Genomic DNA, 15,376 nt, shown 5'->3' on the forward strand with positions numbered 1-15,376 from the left:
CCCGCAAAGGTTTCATTCATGACCCAAACCGAACGTTTCCGCCTGCTGGGCGGCCTGTTGCGGCGCGCCGAGAGCTTCTCGCGCGTGGCCGTGTGGGCTGGCGGCGCATTGACGGTTGCCAGCGTTCTGCTGATTTCCTTCGACGTGCTGGCCCGCAAATTCCTGGGCTTCACTACAGGCGGCGCTGACGAATTGTCCAGCTACGCCTTTGCCATCAGCACCTCCTGGGCGCTGGCTTTCGCCACGCTGCAACGCGCGAACGTGCGTGTGGATGTGGTCTACCAATACCTGCCGGTGCGTGTGTCAGCCGTGCTGGACTGGATCTCCATGGTGGCTCTGGCTGTTTTCATGGTGTTTCTGACGTATTACGCCTACGAAGTCGTGCAGACATCCTGGGCGCAAAAATCCGCCGCCAACACGCCGCTGGCAACCCCGCTGTGGATTCCGCAGGGGCTGTGGATGTTGGGCCTGGTCTGGATGTGCATCACGGTGGCCCTGATGCTGGCGCGCGCTTCCGCCGCGCTGGTGACGGGTGATCTTGAACTGGTCAAGCAGATCTGCGGCGTGCGTTCGGCGCAGGAAGAGGCTGACGAAGAGGTCGCTGCAGGCGAACGCATGGTAAAGGGAGAAGCCGCATGATTGCCACCGCTTTGATTTTGTTGCTGGTGCTGATCGGCATGTCCATTCCCGTCGGTGCGGCGCTGGGCGTGTTGGGCCTGACGCTGGACCCGCTGTTTTCAATGTTGCCGCTGTCGCGCGCCATCGGCGAATTGTCGTGGTCCGCAAATAACGAGTTCCTGCTGGTGGCGATTCCGCTGTTCATCATGCTGGGCGAAATCCTGCTGCGCGCAGGCTTTGCCGAGCGTATGTACGGCGCGATGAGCCTGTGGCTGTCGTGGCTGCCCGGCGGGCTGATGCACGCCAATATCGGCGCATCCACCTTGTTCTCGGCAACCTCGGGGTCCAGCGTGGCGACGGCGGCCACAGTGGGTACTGTCGCGATTCCTCAGATCCGCAAGTACGGCTACAACGAACCGCTGTTCTTGGGCAGTCTCGCGGCCGGCGGAACGCTCGGTATTCTCATTCCTCCGTCGATCAACCTCGTCATCTATGGCGTGCTGACGAACTCGTCAGTGCCCAAGCTGTATCTGGCCGGCATCATCCCGGGGCTGGTCATGGCGTCGCTGTTCATGCTGACCGTGGTGATCGCTTGCGTGGCCAAGCCCGCCTGGGGCGGCAAGAAGATTCACGCCAGCTGGGGCGAGCGGATACGCAGCCTGGTGCACCTTGCCCCGCCAATGGGCATCTTCATGCTGGTTGTGGGTTCGATCTATGCCGGGCTGGCAACGCCGACAGAAGCCGCCGCGCTTGGAGTGCTGGGGGCGCTGATGCTGGCCGCGTGGTTCCGGCGCTTGTCGTGGTCGATGCTGCGTGAAGCCATGGAAGGCACCATGCGGTCCACGGCCATGATCATGCTGATCGTCATTGCCGCCAGCTTCCTGAACTTTGTGCTGTCCGCGACCGGTTTGACGGATGCCCTGACGCGCTCGATTACAGGGCTTGGCGTGTCTCCCGGCTGGATGCTGCTGATCGTGATCGTCTTCTATCTGGTGCTGGGCTGCTTCATGGAAACGCTGTCCATGATGATCACGACCATTCCCATCGTCGCGCCGATCATGATTGCGCTGGGTTTCGATCCCATCTGGCTGGGCATCGTAATCATTGTCCTGGTTGAGACGGCGCTGATCACACCGCCCGTGGGCTTGAACCTGTTTGTGGTGCAAAGCCTGCGCAAGAGCGGCTCCATGGGCGCGGTCATCGTTGGCAGTCTGCCGTTCGTCGGCGCCATGTTCGTGATGTTGGCCTTGCTTGCGTTCTGGCCGGATCTGGCGTTGTGGCTGCCAAGGGTCTTTAGCTGATCCCCTGATTTTGAATCCGGCGCGGCGTGACGCCGCGCCATGTACCACCTCACTGAGCAGGACTGATATGAAAGCTGTATTCAAGATCGACGACGACCATCCGCGCCAGGTGGAAGTCGACATTCAGACATTGATCGTTGCCGGCTGGGCCGGCCGCGACATCGCCGCCATCGAGCACCACATCGAAGAGCTGGCCGCCATTGGCGTGCCGCGCCCGACCAGCGTGCCGCTGTACTACCGCATTGCCGACAATCAATTGACCCAGGCCGCCCGCGTGCAAGCCGTGGGTGAGGAGTCTTCTGGCGAAGTCGAAACGTTCGTGTTCGCCATCGACGGCGAGATGTACGTCAGCATTGCGTCCGACCATACCGACCGCAAGCTGGAAACGGTCAGTGTCGCGATGTCCAAGCAGGTTTGCGTGAAACCCGTGGCCCAAACCGCCTGGCGCCTGGCCGACGTGGCCGATTATTGGGACGAATTGGTCATCCGCTCTTATATCGTTGAGAACGGCGAGGAAGTGCTGTATCAAGAAGGCACATTGGCCACGCTGCGTACGCCGCAGGACCTAATTGCCGGCTATACGGGCGGTGACGCCGTGCTGCCGCAAGGCGCCGGGATGACCTGCGGCACCGTGGGCGCCATAGGCGGTATCCGCCCGGCAGCCACCTTCACGATGGAATTGCATGATCCGCGCCGCCAACGCAGCCTGCGTCACCGCTATGATGTCGAAGCGCTGCCCGTGGTGGCCTGATTCCGCTCCGGACTGGCATTGATCATCAGGCGCGTCCATTGCGGGCGCGCCTGTCTGCACTTTTACGCCGCAAGGCGGCATTAGGACAATTATGGCTTCGACCCTGAATGATCTGAGCTTGGCGCTGCGCGAGGGCCGCGTGAGCTCTGTAGAACTGACCGAGGCGGCCCTGGCGCGCGCCCAGGACCAGGCGGGCGAGGGCGCCCGCGTGTTCACCAGGCTGTACGCCGAATCGGCGCTGGCTCAGGCGCGCGCATCCGACACGCTGCGCGCTGCCGGCATCACCCGCTCGGTGGTGGATGGCTTGCCAATCAGCATCAAAGACTTGTTCGACATCGAAGGCGAGACCACGATGGCGGGTTCGGTGGCCCGTGAAGGCGAACCCGCCGCCGAGGAAAATGCAGAAGTCGTGCAACGCCTGATCGCGGCGGGCGCCGTGATCATCGGCCGCACCAATATGACCGAATTCGCATACTCGGGCCTGGGCATCAACCCGCATTACGGCACGCCGCTGAACCCGTACGATCGCGCCACGGGCCGTATTCCTGGCGGTTCGTCCTCGGGGGCCGCCGTGTCGGTGGCTGATGGCATGGCAGTGGCCGGCATCGGTTCGGATACCGGCGGCTCGGTGCGCATTCCGGCTGCGTTGTGCGGCCTGACGGGCTTCAAGCCCAGCGCCTGGCGCGTGTCCATGACGGGCGTGCTGCCGCTGTCGGCCAACCTGGATTCCATTGGCCCCATCGCCGCCAGCGTCCGCTGCTGCGCGGAACTGGACGCCATTCTGTCGGGCGACGGCGGCCCGGTGCCGGAAGCCTTGCCTGTACGCGGCCTGCGTCTGGCGATTCCGTCCACACTGGTGCTGGACGCCATGGAAAAGCACGTGGCCGACAGCTTCGCTGCCGCCGTGGCCAGCCTGAAGGCTGCTGGCGCGCTGGTGGACGAAATCGCCATTCCGGAATTCGCGGAATTGGGCGCCATCAACAGCAAGGGCGGCTTTACTGCCGCAGAAGCGTGGGCCTGGCATCGCGGCCTGATCGCCCGCGCCGGCAAACGCTACGACCCGCGCGTGGTGTCGCGCATCATGCGCGGCCAAGATATGAGCGCGGCCGACTACCTTGACCTGCTGGATGCGCGTGAAGCCTGGGTCGCAGCCGTGGATCACCGTATTGCCGGTTACGACGCCCTGATCATGCCGACAACGCCCATCGTGGCGCCGTCCGTGGCTGACCTGTCGGCTTCCGACGAAGCCTATTACGCGGCAAACGGCCTGATCCTGCGCAACCCGACGCTGATCAACTTTTTGGATGGCTGCGCGCTGTCCTTGCCGTGCCACGCAAAGGGTTCGGCGCCGGTGGGCCTGATGATCTCCGGCAGCAACGGAGCCGACCGCCGCATTCTGGCGGTGGGTCTGGCGGTCGAGGCGCTGCTCGCCGGCCGTTGATCCGGCAGCGGGCGGGCGGGCAGGGCGCGCACGCGTGTGAATGCGCGTGCGCCTCTGCCTGCCGCTAAGATTGACGGCTAGACACGCTGGATGACGGTGCGATGATCGATTTACGCAATATCGAGACGTTTTTCTGGGTGGCCACCTTGGGCGGATTCCGCGCGGCCGCAGAAAAGCTGAATGCCACCCAACCCGCCATTTCTCAACGTATCGCCTCGTTGGAATCAGACCTGGGCGTGCGTCTGTTTGATCGTGACGCGCGCGGTATCAAGCTGACCGGCAAGGGCCGAGAACTGTTGTCGCATGCCGAACGCATGTTGCAATTGCGGCGCGACATGCAAGAAGCCGCCGCCGCGCAAAGCGTGATGAGCGGTACGCTGCGCTTGGGCGTGTCCGAGACCATCGTCCACACCTGGTTGCCGACGTTGATGGAATATCTGCATGACGCCTATCCGGCGTTGATGGTCGAGATCCAGGTAGACACGACCACCATGCTGAAGTCGCAGCTGGCTTCACGCCAGATTGATCTGGCGTTTTTGCTGGGCCCGATGGAAGAACCCCGGGTAGAAAACCTGTATCTGTGCAACTACCCGCTTAGCTGGGTCGCCAGCCCCAAGCTGAAAGTCGGCCGGCAGCCGATCAGCCTGAAACGGCTGGCCGAGTGGCCCGTCATTACCTATTCGTCCACCACCGACCCGCACCGCGCGGTGCGCCAGCTGCTGCTACAGGCGGGCGTGGAGTCGCCCCGCATGTATGGCAGTTCGGCGTTAAGCGTGATTGTGCGGATGGCGCAGGACGGCATAGGCACCGCGGTCATCGCGCCAGTCATCTTGCACAAGGAGCTGGAACGCGGAGAGCTGCGTATCCTGGAGGTCAAGGCGCCCGCTTTGCCGCCGCTGCACTACACCGCCTGCTGGATGCAGGGCCCGGATAGTCAGATTCCGCGAGTCGTGGCCGAAGCCGCGCAGCAAATTGCGCGTGAAGAGGCACTGCGCCATCCGGCAAAACCCTGATAAGGAATATTGATAGGGGTCTATCGCAACATGTGATTAGACGCCCGCGCAGAGTTCCGGTGCAATGTCTCCATACCAACAACGGCATCAGGGGAATACGCATGGCATCGGATTTTGCAGTTCGCAGCAGTGTGGCGCTGGCCCGGCAAGCGCGGCTGGACGCCCGCAGCGGCAAGTTGACCGGTCCCACCGCGAATCTGGCCCCTGGCCACGTGCAAGCCAATCTGGCGATTCTGCCGCGCGCACTGGCGGCGGACTTTCTGCATTTCTGCCAGCGCAATCCCAAGCCTTGCCCGTTGCTTGCCATGTCCGAGCCGGGTGACCCCGCGCTGCCGGAATTGGGGCATGACATTGATATCCGCAGCGACATTCCCCGTTACCGCGTCTGGAAGAACGGCGAACTGGTGGCGGAGCCCACTGACGTGCGCGACATCTGGCGCGACGATCTGGTGTCGTTCCTGATCGGTTGCTCGTTCTCGTTTGAAGAGGCCATGCTGGATAACGGCTTGCCCGTGCGCCACATCGAACAAGGTTGCAATGTTCCGATGTATCGCACCAACGTGCCGACGAATGCAGCCGGTGTCTTCGGCGGTCCGCTAGTGGTGTCCATGCGCCCCTTGAAAGCGGCCGATGCCATCCGCGCCATTCAGGTCACATCGCGTTTTCCGTCGGTGCACGGGGCGCCCGTGCACATTGGGGACCCCGCGTTGATCGGGATTGCCGACATCAACCGGCCGGATTATGGTGATCCGGTTGAGATTCGCGCAGGCGAGTTGCCGGTGTTCTGGGCTTGCGGAGTCACGCCGCAATCGGTGGTGGCGGCGGTGCGCCCTGAATTCTGCATCACGCATGCGCCAGGTCATATGCTCGTTACCGATCTGATCAACAGCCGCATGGCGATTCTTTGACTGATTGCCTCGGGATAGACCCGGGGTTTGACCCCATTTTAAGTAATTTGTCAGTGTTCAGCGGTTAGAAGAAAGACGGTTTACCTACAGCAGTAGCAGTATCAGTTGTGCCACCAAAACGATCCATTAAAGGACAAGGGGAAAAGGCGACAACAGTTCAGGACCTGGTGCCTCCCGGCTCGCCGGAGGGCGTCCGGTTGCCGCAGGCCTGCACGCTCCGTGGGGGGCGTGATGTCCCATGCATTGCTTACCAAGTTGGATTAATCCAGGAGTCTAGTAATGAAGATGAAGCTCATTGCGGGTGTCGCCGCGAGTCTGGCGCTGTTGACTGCGGTGCCTGCGCAAGCGCAGGAAAAGACCGTGCGTATCGGCGCGATCTATCCGCTGTCGGGCGCCTTGGCGTCCACCGGCGCTGAAATCAAGGCGGCCGTGGAATTGGCCGTCGACATCATCAACAATCCGCATCCCGAGCTTGAAGGGATTCCGCTTGCCGCCGGCAGCGGGCTGCCCAAATTGGGCGGCGCCAAGATCGAAGTCGTGTTTGGCGATTCGCAGGGCAAGCCCGAAGTGGGCCTGGCTGACGCGCAGCGCCTGATCGATCAGGAAAAAGTGGTGGCACTCACCGGCGCCTATCAATCTGCCGTGACGAAGACGGCCAGCCGTATTGCTGAACAGCGTGGCATTCCTTACCTGAACGGCGAATCCAGCAGCCCGGATCTGACCGAGCGCGGCTACAAGTGGTTCTTCCGCACGTCGCCCAACGACGACACTTTCGTCGAAAACATGATGCAGTTCCTGGACGGCATCAAGGCGGTCCCGACGACCAAGATCGCCGTGGTGTATGAAAACACCGACTTCGGCGTGAACACCTACAAGGCCGTTGAAAAATTCGCCAAGCAATACAAGCGCGAAGTCGTGGCCAACATCGCCTATAGCGCGGGTTCGGCTTCGGTGACGGCAGAAGTGCAGAAACTGGCCGCAGCCAAGGCCGATGTGGCGATCTTTGCCAGCTACACGTCTGACGCCATGCTGTTTGTCCGCACCATGCGCGAAAGCAAGTACGCGCCGCCGGTGCTGCTGGCCAACGACGCCGGGTTCATCGATTCGCGCTTTGTGCAGGAAGTGGGCCCGCAAGTGCAGGGCGTGCTGACGCGCGACGTGTGGGGCAATGACGTTGCCGCCGCCAAGGCTGGCCTGAAGAAAATCAACGACATGTACAAGGCCAAGACGGGCAAAGACCTGAATGGCAACAACGCGCGTTCGATGCAAGGCGTGCTGGTGCTGGCCGATGCCATCAACCGTGCTGGCTCGACCGATCCCGAGGCGATCCGCAAGGCGCTGGCCGCAACCGACCTGGGCGAAGCGCAAGTCGCGATGCCCTGGGCGGGCGTGCAGTTCGATGCCAAGGGCCAGAACACCAAGGGTTCCGGCCTGATTCTGGAACTGAAGGGGTCGTCCTACCAGACCGTCTGGCCCGAGAAGTACCGTACGGACAAGAGCCTGCCCACGCTGCCGTTCGCCTGGAAGTAAATCTCTCTCTGACGTGGCGGGCCGCGGGGGTCCGCCACAGGAGCACTCCATGTTTGAAGCTCTCTCGGCAGGCCTGTTCAACGGCCTGATCTATGCCGCGGTGGCGGTGGGGCTGGCGCTGATCTGGGGCATTACCGACGTCATCAATTTCGCCCACGGCGAATTCCTGATGTTGGGTATGTATGCCGCCTATTGGCTCTATACCCTGGGTCATATCGACCCCACACTGTCGGCGCCACTGGTGGCCATTGTGCTCGCCTTTGTCGGCTTTCTGACCTATGCGCTTATTATCCGGCGCTTGCAGAAAGGGCCGCCCATGGCGGTGATCCTGGCCACCTTCGGCCTGGGTCTGGTACTGCGCCAGCTGGCCTTCATTGCCTTCAGCCCCGACTACCGCAGCCTGCCTGACACCTTGGTGTCCGGCAGCGTCACGGTGGCGGGTATTTCGTTGGGCCGGCCCCAGGTCGTGACCGGTCTGATCGCGCTGGTGGTCGTCGTTGCGCTCTTCGTGCTGGTATACCGCACGCGTTGGGGCCACGCGCTGCAAGCGGTGGCCGAGGACCGGCAGGTGGCGGCACTGGTGGGTATTTCGCCCGACCGCGTCAACGCCCAGGTCTGGATGTTGGGCAGTGCAGCCGTGGGTCTGGCTGGCGCTTTGCTCACGACGTTCTTCTATGTGTTTCCGTCCGTGGGCACGGTGTTCGGCCTGTTGGCCTTCGTAGCGGTCTGCATGGGCGGCTTTGGCTCTTTGCCCGGTGCCTTTATCGCGGGCATTCTGATCGGCATCATCGAGGCCATGACGGGGTATTTCGTCGCGCCGGCGCTGAAGACCGTCAGCGTGTTCATCCTGTTCATTCTGGTTCTCTGGTATCGGCCGCGCGGCCTGTTCGGGCGGTGGTGAGATGACGACACAGAAAATCGATACAAGCTCTTCGGGCGTGCCCAAGTGGCCGATCCTCGCGGCGCTTGCCGCCACAGTGGTGATGGCGCTGGTGCCGCTGGTCGTGACCGACTCCTTCACCTTGCAAGTGCTGTTGCTGGCCATCATGTTCGGCGCGCTGGGCGCGTGCTGGAATCTGGTTGGCGGCTTCTTGGGCCGTATTTCTTTCGGACACAGCGTATTCGTCGGAGTGGGCGGCTATACCACCTTGCTGCTGCTGCACCATTTGAAGCTCACGCCTTTGCTGGGCATTCCGCTGGGCGGGGTGATCAGTGCGGCGCTGGCTTGGCTGGTGGGCGGACCGACGCTGCGTTTGTCGGGCCATTACTTTGCGATGGCTACGATTGCGCTCTTGCAGATCGGCCTGCTGCTGTTGATCAACTGGCAATGGGCGGGCGGCGCGGTCGGGCTGGAAGCGCCTATCGGCGACGCGGCGTGGATGCTGCTGTTCCGCAGCAAAGTGCCGTATTACCTGATCGCAGTGGGTCTGGCGTTCCTGACGTTTTGCGCGACGTTTTTCCTGGTGCATTCCAAGACTGGCTTTTACTGGCGGGCCATCAACGGCGACGAGGCGGCAGCGCGCAGCCTGGGCGTTCCGGCGGATCGCTACAAGATGCTGGCCTTTGTGATGTCGGCAGGGATGACGGGCGTGTGGGGCGGCTTCTTCGCCATGTATGTGGGCTTCATCGATCCGGAATCCATGTTCAGCCTGACCATGTCGGTGCAGGTGGTGCTGGTCACCATTCTGGGCGGCGTGGGCACCTTGATCGGACCTTGGCTGGGCGCGGCGGTATTGCTGCCCTTGTCGGAAGGCACACGCGTGCTGTGGGGGAGTTCGGGCCTGGGCCTGGATTTGCTGATTTTTGGCCTGGCGATTCTGCTGGTCACGATGTTCTTGCCAGGCGGGCTGGTGACTTTAAGGAGGCGCCGTGGCTCTTCTGGACGTTAACAATCTGACCAAGCGCTTTGGCGGCTTGGTAGCAAACAAAGATATTTCCCTGTCAGTCAACGCCGGTGAGATCGTTGCCATCATTGGCCCCAACGGGGCGGGCAAGAGCACCTTGTTCAATGGCCTGGTCGGCCATCATGAGCCCACCTCGGGCACGGTGATGTTCGACGGTCAATCGATGATCGGTCGCCGTCCGGAGCAGGTCGCCGCGATGGGGCTGGTGCGCACCTATCAGATCCCGCGCAGCTTCGGCCAGATGACGGTGCTTGAAAACGCCATGGTCGGCGCGCTGCTGCGGCATCCCCGGCTGCCCGATGCCCGGCGCGAGTCGGCGCGAGTGCTAGATCTGGTCGGTCTGTCGGATCGTGCCAACGTGAAAGCGGCCGACCTGAATGTGGCAGGGCAGAAGCGGGTGGAGCTGGCGCGTGCGCTGGCGACTGAACCGCGCATGCTGCTGCTGGACGAGGTTGCGGGCGGTTTAAACCCCGCCGAAGCCATCGCGCTGGCCGAGATCCTTCGGGGCATTCATACCGCAGGCGTGACGCTCATCATCGTTGAACACGTGCTGGAAGTCGTGATGCGTCTGGCGCAACGGGTGCTGGTGCTGAATTTTGGCCAGATGATCGCCGAGGGGGCTCCGCAAGATATCGTGCGCAACCCGGCCGTGATCGAAGCCTATCTGGGGAGAAAGCATCGTGCCTGATGTGATGCTGAAAGTAGAAAACCTGAGCGTCTCTTATGGGGGCGTGCAGGCGGTGCGCGGCGTATCGCTGGAAGTGCGCAAGGGCGAGATTGCGGCATTGCTGGGCGCCAATGGCGCAGGCAAGTCCAGCACCTTGCTGGCCATTATTGGCTCCGTCAAACCCAAGGAAGGCCGCGTGGTTTTTGAAGGGCGCGACATTACCGGAACGCCGCCCGACAAGCTTGTGACGCAAGGTATTTCGATGATTCCGGAAGGCGCGCGCGTGTTTGCGCGTCAGCCGGTTGAACAGAACCTGCGCTTGGGCGCGTACACGGTGCGCGACGAGCGCGTCTATCGCGAACGGCTGGAACGCGTCTACACGCTGTTTCCCCGCTTGAAGGAACGGCGCGAGCAGTTGGCGGGCACGATGTCGGGCGGGGAGCGGCAGATGCTGGCCATCGGCCGGGCCTTGATGAGCGGTCCGCGCCTGCTTCTGATCGATGAACCCAGTCTGGGTTTGTCGCCGTTGCTGGTGGAGCAGGTATTTGACGCGCTGGCGGCGTTAAACCGCGAAGGCGGTTTGTCGGTATTGCTGGTCGAGCAGAACATGGCCCAGGCACTCGAGATCGCGTCACGCGCCTACGTCATGCAAAGCGCGCGCATAGCACTTTCCGGCGACGCCGCCGAACTCGCCGCATCCGACGAGGTCCGGAAAGCCTATCTGGGCATGTAGACGGGTGCAGCGCGTAGGAGTCCAGAGAAGAACGCCGGCATCCGACGCGCGTAACCCGTCAAGCAGATTGGGCATCTACGCCCCAAAAAAGAATAAGCCCATCGCGAAAACGATGGGCTTATTCATGCGGCCGGGGGCTGGCCTTGAAGCGAACAGATCTTAGAAGATGTGGCGGAAGCCCACAGCTGCGCCGAGCTGGTGATTTTTGCCTGCGATTTCGCCGCTGGCTGCACTGCTGACCTTGTTCCAGTCCACGGTGCCGTAGAGCTGCGAACGCTTGGACAGCGAGTACTCGGCGACCGCAACCAGTGCGTAACGCTTGCCCTTGTCACCATCTTCGACCACGTTCTTGCTTTGGTCGTAGTAGCCAGCGCCGGTAATTGCCCAGCGCGGCGTGGCCTGCCAGGTCGCGCCGACGAAGTAGCCGTTGTCCTTGCGGTCCAGGCTGGCAGTGGTCGTGCCGCCCATGACAGCATTGACCCAGCCGGTTTCGTCGCGGCCGTTGAAGTAGCCGGCAAACACCTTGGCGCCGTCAAACTGATAGGACGCGTTCAAGTTCCAGACGCGCTGGCGCAGATCGGAATTGGCGCCGTCATACGTTTGCTGGTAGGCCGCGCCCAGACCGAGCTTGCCGACCATGTAGCGCAGGCTGGCGCCGTATTGCTGGCCGGCCTTGTGGTCTTCCCAGCTTTCGCCGTTGGCCCACGACAGCGCCATGGACAAGTCGCCAATCGTGTTGGAGTACTTGGTCATATTGTTGGTGCGCACGCGCGACATGGCGGCGGGCAACCAGGCGTTCTGGTCGTAGTTACCGACGGTCAGCGGGTCGAAGTGATCGGCCAGCATGTCGAACATCGGCGTGTTTTGCAGACCCAAGGTCAGTTGACCGATCTGGCCGCCATCCAGTCCTATGTAGGCCATACGGCCGAACGTCTTGGAAGGATCGCCGCTTCTGCCGTTTTGCAGATTGAAGTTGTTTTCCAAACGGAAGAAGGCACGGTTGCCGTTGCCCAGATCTTCCGAGCCGCGCATACCCCAGCGGCTGTTGGAAATAGCGCCGTTTTCCATCGACACGCGGCTGCCATCCTGACCAACGCTGCCCGCGCTGGTGCTCAAATAACGGATGCTGACGTCGGCGATGCCGTACAGCGTGACGCTGGTTTCAGCGGAAGCGGTGCCAGCAGCCAGACCCAGGCCTGCAATGGCGAGCGATAAGGTAATACGTTTCACTTGGGACTCCTCCTGTATCTGTTTTTCGAATGCTCCGGGCTCATGGCCCGGTTTATTGCGTCTGGCGGATCGTCTGACGCTGAGGCCGCAGCACCGAGCTTTGGATAAGCGCGGTTCCGGAGCGTTGGCCTCAAAAGATGCGGATGCGCCATGTTGGTGCAATAAGCAGGCGCCTGTGGATTCTAAAAAAGTTACGGCGTGCGTAGGGCTCAATAACTTTTGGCGTTTTCCCTGATTCACAGAATTCAAAAGCTGCCGAACTTTGGAACAATGGAAGGGATTGTTCAAAAAAAACCCCGCTCAAAGAGCGGGGTTTTGCATGCTTGCCGTCGCGCTACAGGGTCATGTGCAACGGTAGCCAGGTGGCGATTCCAGGGATGGCGTACAGCAGCAGCACGGCCAGAATCATCAAGAAGAACATCGGCAGCGACGCCTTTGCGATATAAGGCAATTCGCGTCCGCTCATGCCTGACAGCACGAACAGATTGAAGCCTACCGGGGGAGTGATCTGTGCCATTTCCACCACGAATACGATGAAAATACCGAACCAGATCAGGTCGATACCCGCCGCTTGCACGGTTGGCAGCAGCACGCCCATCGTCAGCACGACGATCGAAATGCCATCCAAAAAGCAGCCCAAGATGATGAAGAACACCATCAGCGCCATGATCAGCCAGAACTGCGACAAGCCCAATCCGCCGATCCACTCGGCCAATGCGCGGGGCAGGCCGATATAACCCATGGCAAGCGTCAGGAACTGCGCGCCCGCCAGGATCAATGCAATCATGCAATACAGCCGGGTCGCGCCCAGCAGCGATTGCTTGAAGGTGGACAGGTTCAACGAGCCTTGCAGCGCCGACAGGATCAGCGCGCCTACCACGCCCACCGCAGCCGCTTCCGTGGCCGTGGCGATGCCGGTGTAGATCGAACCGAGCACTGCGCCGATCAGCAGCATCACAGGGATCAGGTGGCGCGACCGCGACAGCTTTTCCATGAACGTCAGGCCGGGATCGGCAGCGGGCACCTGGCCCGGATTGCGGATCGCCCACCAGGCGATGTAGCCGCTGAACAGCAGTGCCAGAAGGATGCCCGGTACGATGCCTGCGATGAACAATTTGGCGATCGAGACGTCCGCAGCCACCCCGTAGACGATCATGATGATCGACGGCGGTATCAGCAGACCCAAGGTGCCCGCGCCAGACAGCGTGCCCAGGATTTTTTCCTCGGGGTAGCCGCGGCGGGTCAGCTCGGGAATGGTCATCTTGCCAACCGTGGCGCAGGTAGCCGCCGACGACCCCGACACGGCCGCGAAAATCGCGCAGCCTATGACGTTGGTGTGCAGCAGGCGTCCGGGCAGCCGGTTCAGCCAAGGCGCAAGCCCTTTGAACAGGTCTTCGGACAAGCGGGTGCGGAACAGGATTTCTCCCATCCACAGAAAGAGCGGCAGGGCCGTCAAGGTCCAGCTGGACGATGCGCCCCAGATCGTGACGGCCATCGCGTCGCCCGCCGGGCGGCTGGAGAAAATTTCCATGCCGATCCAGGCCGTGCCCGCCAGCGTCAGGCCGACCCAGACCCCGCAGCCCAGCAGGACGAAGATCGAGACGACCAATAAGGTAACGACGAGAAGTTCATTCATGGGTTTGCTGCGAAGTAGCGGCGGCCAGGCCGCGTGAGCGCCGGACCAGTTCGTCCAGGAGCGCAATCAGGAACAGCACCGTGCCCACCGCCATGCTGATCTGCGGAATCCAGAGCGGCGTGGCGTCGTTGGACGTGGAAATGTCGTTGAACACCCAAGAGTCATAGGTCAGCTTGACGCTGAAGAATGCGAAGTTGGCGGCCAGCAGGCAGCCGACCCCCAGCGCAAATATGTCCAGGCGCCGGCTGCCGGCAGGCGCCAGCGAGTTCAGCAGCAGCGTTACACGGATGTGCTCGCCGTGCTTGAATGTGCTGGCCAGAGCCAGGAATCCGGCGGCGGCCATGAAATACCCGGCGTACGCATCGGTGCCGGGTATGTTCAGGCCAAGCTGGCGGGCAATGATTGCCGCCAGCACCGACACCAGCACGCCTATCGTGCACAAGCCGGCCAGCAGGCCGGCCGCGCCGTAAAGACTATCTAGAAAGCGGCGCATGGCGATATCACTGCTTCTTGTAGGCGTCGATCATGGCTTGGCCGTCCGCGCCGGCTTTCTTCAGCCAGTCATCGAGCATGCGCTTGCCGATCACCGACAGGCCTTCCTTCAGCTCGACCGTAGGCTTGATGGTTTCCATGCCGTTCTTGGCCAGCTCTTCCTGATACCACTTGTTCTTTTCCTGCGACAGCTTCCAGCCGCGTTCCTCAGCCTGCGCGCCAGCCTTCTTCAAGGCTTCCTGCGTGGCCGGGTCCAGCGCTTCGAAGGCCTTCTTGTTCACGATGATGGCGTTCTTGGGCAGCCAGGCCTGCGTGTCGTAGAACTTCTTGATGTATTCGTACGTCTTGGTGTCGTAGCCGGTGGAAGCGGACGACATATAGGAGTCGATCACGCCGGTAGCCAGCGCCTGCGCCAGTTCAGCCTGCTGCACCGTGACCGGCTGCGCGCCGACCAGTTCGGCAATCTTGGCCGTGACAGGGCTGTATGCGCGCCACTTCAGGCCCTTCATGTCGTTGATCTGCTTGATGTCTTTGTTGGCAAAGATGCCTTGGGGCGGCCAAGCCACTGCGTACAGCAAGGTCATGCCGTGCGCGGCAAGCTTCTTTTCCAGAAAAGGCTTCTGCGCTTGGTAAAGCTTGTAAGACGCGTCGTAACCGGTAGCCAAAAAGGGCAGGCCGTCCAATTCGTAGATCGGATCTTCGTTGGCGAAGTTGGTCAGCAAGATTTCACCGATCTGCGCCTGGTTGCCTTGCACCGCGCGCTTGATTTCGGGAGCCTTGTACAGCGATGCATTGTTGTGCAACTGGATCTTCAGCTTGCCTTCGGACAGCGTGTCCACGTTCTTGACGAAGGTATTCAGGTTCTCAACGTGGAAGTTGCTGGCCGGATAAGCGGAGGGCAGATCCCACTTGGTCTGCGCCTGAGCGCCCGTGCTGAATGCCAGAACGATGCTGCCGGCAAGCAGTGTGATTTTCTTGTGCATGGGTGGTCCTTCTTTGCGAATGGTGAAAACGGGTTCTGCCCGATAGGCATTGCGAAAGAGAGCAAGGCGCGGTTGACGCATAGCTGAAAAGCCGTGCCATTCTATGTGGCCGAGCGGTAACACTGGGCAACTAAAACGTGTTTTTACGGGTAATTCCTTAGAGCGCGAT

General features: G+C 61.6%; 15 protein-coding genes. 11 read left to right on the plus strand and 4 right to left on the minus strand.

The window, feature by feature from the left end:
* Nucleotides 1–18 precede the first annotated feature (18 nt).
* The 11 genes from RAS12_RS05865 (at nucleotide 19) to RAS12_RS05915 (ending at nucleotide 10,866) form a co-directional block, all read left to right on the plus strand.
* Nucleotides 19–639 carry a TRAP transporter small permease subunit gene (locus RAS12_RS05865; RefSeq protein ID WP_306946059.1) on the plus strand — a complete coding sequence of 207 codons (621 nt, stop codon included), beginning with the start codon at nucleotides 19–21 and terminating at the stop codon, nucleotides 637–639.
* A complete protein-coding gene (locus RAS12_RS05870; RefSeq protein WP_306946061.1) occupies nucleotides 636–1,919 on the plus strand; it encodes a TRAP transporter large permease in 1,284 nt (427 codons plus the stop codon). The genes RAS12_RS05865 and RAS12_RS05870 overlap by 4 nt, the downstream gene beginning before the upstream one ends.
* A gap of 67 nt (nucleotides 1,920–1,986) precedes the next feature.
* A complete protein-coding gene (locus RAS12_RS05875) occupies nucleotides 1,987–2,670 on the plus strand; it encodes a DUF2848 domain-containing protein (RefSeq protein WP_306946063.1) in 684 nt (227 codons plus the stop codon).
* Between the two features lie 91 nt (nucleotides 2,671–2,761).
* Entirely contained in the window at nucleotides 2,762–4,111 is a 1,350-nt protein-coding gene (locus RAS12_RS05880) for an amidase (protein ID WP_306946064.1), read from the plus strand.
* A gap of 101 nt (nucleotides 4,112–4,212) precedes the next feature.
* Nucleotides 4,213–5,124: a LysR family transcriptional regulator gene (locus RAS12_RS05885; RefSeq protein WP_306946066.1), complete on the plus strand. Its 912-nt coding sequence runs from the start codon at nucleotides 4,213–4,215 to the stop codon at nucleotides 5,122–5,124.
* 101 nt (nucleotides 5,125–5,225) lie between these two features.
* Nucleotides 5,226–6,032 (plus strand): putative hydro-lyase, encoded by an 807-nt coding sequence (locus RAS12_RS05890; protein ID WP_306946068.1) that lies wholly within the window; start codon nucleotides 5,226–5,228, stop codon nucleotides 6,030–6,032.
* Between the two features lie 279 nt (nucleotides 6,033–6,311).
* Nucleotides 6,312–7,562 carry an ABC transporter substrate-binding protein gene (locus RAS12_RS05895; protein WP_306946070.1) on the plus strand — a complete coding sequence of 417 codons (1,251 nt, stop codon included), beginning with the start codon at nucleotides 6,312–6,314 and terminating at the stop codon, nucleotides 7,560–7,562.
* 49 nt (nucleotides 7,563–7,611) lie between these two features.
* The gene (locus tag RAS12_RS05900) at nucleotides 7,612–8,463 is read left to right on the plus strand and encodes a branched-chain amino acid ABC transporter permease (RefSeq protein WP_306946073.1); all 852 of its coding nucleotides are present in this window, start codon (nucleotides 7,612–7,614) and stop codon (nucleotides 8,461–8,463) included.
* A 1-nt stretch (nucleotide 8,464) separates the two neighbouring features.
* Nucleotides 8,465–9,451, plus strand: a complete 987-nt coding sequence (locus RAS12_RS05905) for a branched-chain amino acid ABC transporter permease (protein WP_306946075.1) — start codon at nucleotides 8,465–8,467, stop codon at nucleotides 9,449–9,451.
* On the plus strand, nucleotides 9,432–10,154 hold the full coding sequence (locus RAS12_RS05910) for an ABC transporter ATP-binding protein (protein ID WP_306946077.1): 723 nt from the start codon (nucleotides 9,432–9,434) through the stop codon (nucleotides 10,152–10,154). Before RAS12_RS05905 ends, RAS12_RS05910 begins: the two co-directional genes overlap by 20 nt.
* 4 nt (nucleotides 10,155–10,158) lie before the next feature.
* The gene (locus RAS12_RS05915; RefSeq protein WP_306951322.1) at nucleotides 10,159–10,866 is read left to right on the plus strand and encodes an ABC transporter ATP-binding protein; all 708 of its coding nucleotides are present in this window, start codon (nucleotides 10,159–10,161) and stop codon (nucleotides 10,864–10,866) included.
* Nucleotides 10,867–11,025: 159 nt separating this feature from the next.
* Here the strand turns inward: RAS12_RS05915 and RAS12_RS05920 are convergent, their stop codons facing one another.
* The 4 genes from RAS12_RS05920 to RAS12_RS05935 all read right to left on the minus strand — a co-directional run bounded on the left by RAS12_RS05920 (nucleotide 11,026) and on the right by RAS12_RS05935 (nucleotide 15,207).
* Nucleotides 11,026–12,096, minus strand: a complete 1,071-nt coding sequence (locus RAS12_RS05920; protein ID WP_306946079.1) for a porin — start codon at nucleotides 12,094–12,096, stop codon at nucleotides 11,026–11,028.
* Nucleotides 12,097–12,430: 334 nt separating this feature from the next.
* Complete coding sequence (locus tag RAS12_RS05925) at nucleotides 12,431–13,732, minus strand: TRAP transporter large permease (protein ID WP_306946081.1); 1,302 nt, start codon at nucleotides 13,730–13,732, stop codon at nucleotides 12,431–12,433.
* On the minus strand, nucleotides 13,725–14,225 hold the full coding sequence (locus RAS12_RS05930) for a TRAP transporter small permease (RefSeq protein ID WP_306946083.1): 501 nt from the start codon (nucleotides 14,223–14,225) through the stop codon (nucleotides 13,725–13,727). Before RAS12_RS05930 ends, RAS12_RS05925 begins: the two co-directional genes overlap by 8 nt.
* 7 nt (nucleotides 14,226–14,232) lie before the next feature.
* Nucleotides 14,233–15,207: a TRAP transporter substrate-binding protein gene (locus RAS12_RS05935; protein WP_306946085.1), complete on the minus strand. Its 975-nt coding sequence runs from the start codon at nucleotides 15,205–15,207 to the stop codon at nucleotides 14,233–14,235.
* Nucleotides 15,208–15,376 lie beyond the last annotated feature (169 nt).

The sequence above is a fragment of the Achromobacter seleniivolatilans genome, from assembly GCF_030864005.1.
Classification (GTDB): Bacteria; Pseudomonadota; Gammaproteobacteria; order Burkholderiales; family Burkholderiaceae_B; genus Achromobacter; species Achromobacter seleniivolatilans.

What these genes read in the sequence shown, in the direction of transcription:
- RAS12_RS05865 (WP_306946059.1), top strand. Translation starts at nt 19, where the DNA reads ATGACCCAAACCGAACGTTTCCGCCTGCTGGGCGGCCTGTTGCGGCGC.
- RAS12_RS05870 (WP_306946061.1), top strand. Translation starts at nt 636, where the DNA reads ATGATTGCCACCGCTTTGATTTTGTTGCTGGTGCTGATCGGCATGTCC.
- RAS12_RS05875 (WP_306946063.1), top strand. Translation starts at nt 1,987, where the DNA reads ATGAAAGCTGTATTCAAGATCGACGACGACCATCCGCGCCAGGTGGAA.
- RAS12_RS05880 (WP_306946064.1), top strand. Translation starts at nt 2,762, where the DNA reads ATGGCTTCGACCCTGAATGATCTGAGCTTGGCGCTGCGCGAGGGCCGC.
- RAS12_RS05885 (WP_306946066.1), top strand. Translation starts at nt 4,213, where the DNA reads ATGATCGATTTACGCAATATCGAGACGTTTTTCTGGGTGGCCACCTTG.
- RAS12_RS05890 (WP_306946068.1), top strand. Translation starts at nt 5,226, where the DNA reads ATGGCATCGGATTTTGCAGTTCGCAGCAGTGTGGCGCTGGCCCGGCAA.
- RAS12_RS05895 (WP_306946070.1), top strand. Translation starts at nt 6,312, where the DNA reads ATGAAGATGAAGCTCATTGCGGGTGTCGCCGCGAGTCTGGCGCTGTTG.
- RAS12_RS05900 (WP_306946073.1), top strand. Translation starts at nt 7,612, where the DNA reads ATGTTTGAAGCTCTCTCGGCAGGCCTGTTCAACGGCCTGATCTATGCC.
- RAS12_RS05905 (WP_306946075.1), top strand. Translation starts at nt 8,465, where the DNA reads ATGACGACACAGAAAATCGATACAAGCTCTTCGGGCGTGCCCAAGTGG.
- RAS12_RS05915 (WP_306951322.1), top strand. Translation starts at nt 10,159, where the DNA reads ATGCTGAAAGTAGAAAACCTGAGCGTCTCTTATGGGGGCGTGCAGGCG.
- RAS12_RS05925 (WP_306946081.1), bottom strand. Translation starts at nt 13,732, where the DNA reads ATGAATGAACTTCTCGTCGTTACCTTATTGGTCGTCTCGATCTTCGTC.
- RAS12_RS05930 (WP_306946083.1), bottom strand. Translation starts at nt 14,225, where the DNA reads ATGCGCCGCTTTCTAGATAGTCTTTACGGCGCGGCCGGCCTGCTGGCC.
- RAS12_RS05935 (WP_306946085.1), bottom strand. Translation starts at nt 15,207, where the DNA reads ATGCACAAGAAAATCACACTGCTTGCCGGCAGCATCGTTCTGGCATTC.